General features: G+C 75.4%; 4 protein-coding genes. 2 read left to right on the forward strand and 2 right to left on the reverse strand.

The window, feature by feature from the left end; translation table 11 throughout:
- Nucleotides 1-68 precede the first annotated feature (68 nt).
- Nucleotides 69-1,082: a hypothetical protein gene (locus tag C1J01_RS46505; protein ID WP_111185391.1), complete on the forward strand. Its 1,014-nt coding sequence runs from the start codon at nucleotides 69-71 to the stop codon at nucleotides 1,080-1,082.
- On the opposite strand, the gene C1J01_RS46510 is transcribed toward C1J01_RS46505, so the two are convergent.
- Entirely contained in the window at nucleotides 1,051-1,395 is a 345-nt protein-coding gene (locus C1J01_RS46510) for a hypothetical protein (RefSeq protein ID WP_146616000.1), read from the reverse strand. The two genes, C1J01_RS46505 and C1J01_RS46510, sit on opposite strands and share 32 nt — an antisense overlap.
- Before the next feature lie 48 nt (nucleotides 1,396-1,443).
- Between C1J01_RS46510 and C1J01_RS46515 the strand changes: the two genes are divergently transcribed.
- Nucleotides 1,444-1,869, forward strand: a complete 426-nt coding sequence (locus C1J01_RS46515) for a hypothetical protein (RefSeq protein ID WP_146616001.1) — start codon at nucleotides 1,444-1,446, stop codon at nucleotides 1,867-1,869.
- A gap of 4 nt (nucleotides 1,870-1,873) precedes the next feature.
- On the opposite strand, the gene C1J01_RS46520 is transcribed toward C1J01_RS46515, so the two are convergent.
- Nucleotides 1,874-4,224: WD40 repeat domain-containing protein (locus C1J01_RS46520; protein WP_181449346.1), on the reverse strand; the 2,351-nt coding region annotated here is incomplete at its 5' end.

Genomic DNA, 4,224 nt, shown 5'->3' on the forward strand with positions numbered 1-4,224 from the left:
AGATGTGTTTAAGAGACAGACCACGGCGGGACGCTGCGTGTTGTCCGATATCGGATAGCTTGAGTGGAATGTCGATTCATGGTGTGCATCTCGTCGGCAGCGTTCCTCTCGCCGACGCGGAGGAGGTCTTCCGTACGGTGGCGGCCCGGCTGGCAGATCACCTGCGCCGCGTCCCGGACGGCGAGACGGGGGTACGGGCCCGCTGGACGGCCTGGCAGCGCGCGGTCTTCGAGCGGACCGCTGGGTTCGTCACCGATGAGGTGGAACGTGACGGCTACACCCGAGGGCTGAAGTTCCGGCTGCGCGAGGGGTTCGACCCGGCCCGGCTGAGCTTCGGCGCGCTCGGCTACGCGGCGGCGGCGCGCGCCTCCTGGGAGGTCTTCCAGCGCCTGCGCGACGACGGCGTGCTGCCCGACCTCCGTTTCCAGGTGAGCCTCCCGACGCCGATGGCTCCCGTACGGCTGTACGTCGACCCCGGCTCGCAGGCCGCGGTCGAGCCGGCGTACGAGGCGGCCATGCTGCGCGAGCTCGAGCTGATCGCCGAGACCGTCCCGCACGACCGGCTGTCGATCCAGTGGGACACGGCGGTCGAGTTCGGCATGCTGGAGGGCGTCTTCCCCCATTGGCTGCCCGACCTCGAACAGGGCATCCTCGACCGGCTGACCCGCCTGGGCGACGCGGTCCCCGCGGGCGCGGAGCTCGGCTACCACCTGTGTTACGGCGACAGCGGGCACCGCCACTTCGTGCAGCCCAAGGACACCGGCCGTCTCGTGGCCGTCGCCAACGCGCTGGCCGACCGGCTCGCCCGGCCGCTCGCGTGGATCCACCTGCCCGTCCCGATCGACCGTACGGACCCGGCGTACTTCGCCCCGCTGCGCGACCTGCGGCTGCCCGCCGGCACGGACCTCTACCTGGGGCTCCTCCACGCGACCGACGGCCTGGACGGCGCGCGACGGCGCATCGACGCGGCACGGACGGCCGTCGGCGCGTTCGGCGTGGCCACGGAGTGCGGCTTCGGACGCCGCCCGCCGGAGTCGATCCCGTCCCTCCTCACCCTGCACGCCTCCGCCGCCACCCTCTGAACCGCGGCGCGCGGGCCGGCAAGGGCACCTCGCGGAGCGTGCCCCGCCAGTCACCGTGGTAGTCGGTGAACGACTCGACGGCCGCCTCGACCCGTTCTTCCCCGCCGGCGATCAGGACGCCGGTGAAGCGGACGTAGTCGCCGATGACCGTCCCCCTGGGGCCGCCGTCCCAGCGAGCGAGCAGTGTGAACTTGCGCGCCTGGACGGGTGCCTCCCGGCCCGGGAAGCGCTCGTGCACGACGGTGCGGAAGACGCGCAGGAGCGGCGGGTCGTCGTCGCTCAGGACGGGCCCGCTCCAGCAGCTCCACGCCACCACGCTACCGGTACGGCCCAGGGTGGATCGGTAATGTCGAGTGAGGGCATGACGTTCTGGGCTGAGGAGGCGCAGATCATGCACTGGCACGCGTACCGGTGGACGGGGGCGGGTGCCGACCGGGACGACGAGGAGGAGCGCAGGCCGTCCTCGCCGGAGTTCAGGTCCTCGGCGCTGCCGCCGATGCTCACGGGCGACTGGCTGGCCAAGCCCGCCTCGCGGATCGCGGCCGGCTTCGACGACGTCGAGGAGGCGGTGGCGTGGCTGGCTGCCGAGTACGGCAAGGTGCGCGGGGCGCTGCTCCACCCGGAGGGCGTCCCCCTCGACGAGCGGCTGGCGAACGCCCGCGACCTCCTGCCGCGCGGCGTGGACGTCCAGTGGGGCGAATGGTTGCGGGGCGGGCGGTTCGTCACCATCGGCGTGATCTGCTGCCCGAACCGGCACGCCGCCCACCCCTGCCCCACCGGCCGGTGAGCGTTCAGTCGGCGGTGCAGGGCGGGGCGTAGGGACGGCCGGGGACGTACCGGGACCACTCGGCGCGGGTGATCGACGTGCCGGACGCCTCGCAGACGTTCGCGGCCGCCTGCTCCACGTTCAGCCCCCACAACTGCGCCGCCGTGCCGGACGCACTCGCCAGGACCGTGCCGTCGGGGCCGAACTCCACGTCGCGCACCACGTCGCGGCCGGAGAACACGGCCCACAACGCCGGGCGGGCCGGGGTGACGACGTTCCAGATCCGCAGGGTCGCGTCGCGGGAGGCCGTGACGAGCGTGCGGTCGTCGGGGCCGAAGGCGACGGCGGAGACGCCGGCGGTGTGCCCCGGCAGGTCCGCCAGCCGCTTCGGGCTCTGCGGACGGCTGACGTCCCACAGTCGCGCGCCGCCGTCGGACGACGCCGTGGCCAGCTTCTTGCCGTCGCGGCTGAAGCCGAGGTCGAGCACACCGCCGGTGTGGGCGGCGAACGACCCCAGGTCACGCGGCTCGGCCGGGGTGGAGACGTCCCACAGCCGTACGGACGAGGTGCCCGAGCCGACGGCGACGACGCGGCCGTCCGGCCGGAACACCGCCGCGCTCACCCGCGCGTCGCTCTGCCCGAGCGCCGCGACCCGCTGCGGGGCGGCCGGGTCGGCGACGTTCCACAGCAGCGTCCTGCCGTCGCGGCCGGTCGTCACGACCATGCGGCCGTCGGCGCTGTAGGCGGCCGTGCGCACGCCGTCGGTGTGCCCCGTCAGGGTGCCGAGCTGCTTCGGGGCCACGGGGTCGGCGACGTCCCACAGGCGTGCGGTGCGGTCGAGCGAGGCCGTCAGCAGGCGGCGCCCGTCGGGGCTGAACGCGGCCGCCGTGACGTGGCCGGTGTGCCCGGTCAGGGTCGACTGCGGGGTGCTCACCGCGGGGTCGGAGACGTCCCAGAGGCGTACGGTCCTGTCGTCGGAGGCGGTGGCGAGCACGCGGCCGGCCTTGTCGATCGCCAGCGCGCCCACCGCGCCGGTGTGGCGGGCCAGCCGGGCGCGCGGGGCGACGCGGGCGGCGTCGGCGGCGTTCCACAGCCGGGCGATCCCGTCGGCGGAGGAGGTGGCCAGGTGCCGGCCGTTCGGGCTGAACGCCACCCCGGTCACCGCGTCGGGGAAACCCGCCAGGGACGCGACCAGCTCCGGGGCCTGCGGATCGGCCACGCTCCACAGGCCGACCGTGGCGTCGGCGGAGGCGCTGGCCAGCACGCCGCCGTCGGGGCTGAAGGCGATGTCGTCCACGGGGTCGCCGTGCCCGCGCGCCGTGCCGACCAGCTTGGCCGCGGTGATGTCCCACAACTCGACCGCGCCGGTGCCGGAGGAGGTGGCCAGGTGCAGGCCGTTCGGCGCGAACGTCACGCCGCGCACCCCGCCCTGCCCGGACGTCAGCACGGCCAGGCTCGCCGGTCGGGCCGGGGTCAGCACGTCGAGCAGCGTGACGGTGCCGGCCGCGGAGGTGAGCGCGACCATGCTGCCGTCGGGGCTGTAGGCCACCCGGGCGGGACCGGTCTCCTGGTCGCGGACGGCGACCTGGCGGGCGCGCGCCGGTTCGGCGACGTCCCACAACCGCATCGAGCCGTCTCGCGACGCGGTGGCCAGCACGTCGCCCTTCGGGCTGAACGCCAGCGAGCCGACCTCGTCCTCGTGGCCCTTCAGCGTGGCCAAGGCGCGGGGCGCGGCCGTGTCGGAGACGTCCCACAGACGGGCCGTGCCGTCGGCCGACCCGGTCGCGAGCACCCGGCCGTCGGGGCTGAACGCCGCCGCGGCCACGCCGCCCGTGTGCCCCTTCACCACGCCCAGGCTCGCCGGGCGCAGCGGGTCGGTGACGTTCCACAGCCGGGCGGTGGAGTCGCCGGAGGCGGTGACGGCGACCCGGCCGTCGCGGCGGTAGGCCACCTGCTGGACGGGGGCGGTGTGGCCGATCATCCGGCCGCCGGCCGGGCGGGAGAGCGAGCCGAGCAACGCCCCTCTGGCCTCCGGGGTGGCCGACAGGCGGTAGGCGGCCAGGGCCAGCTGCGCGCCGAGCGAGGTGTCGCGCGCGGCGTTGGCCGAGGCGGCGACCTGCCGGGAGAGCGCCTGGTCGCGCTGCGCCGCCGCCTCCGCCGCGCGGCCGCTCGCCTGACCGCCGCGCACCAGCGCCACGACGGCCCCCGCCGCCGCCACGAGCACGAGCGCCGTCAGCGAGGCGATCGCCCCTCTGGCGATGAGCGAACGCCGGCGCCCTCGATGCCGCGACGCCTCCAGGAACTCCCGCTCGACGTCGCTGATCCCGCCACCCGGACTCCGCCCCGCGCGGCCCGCCGCCGTGCCCTCGCCCGGAC

Source organism: Nonomuraea aridisoli (genome assembly GCF_003236395.1).
GTDB lineage: Bacteria > Actinomycetota > Actinomycetes > Streptosporangiales > Streptosporangiaceae > Nonomuraea > Nonomuraea aridisoli.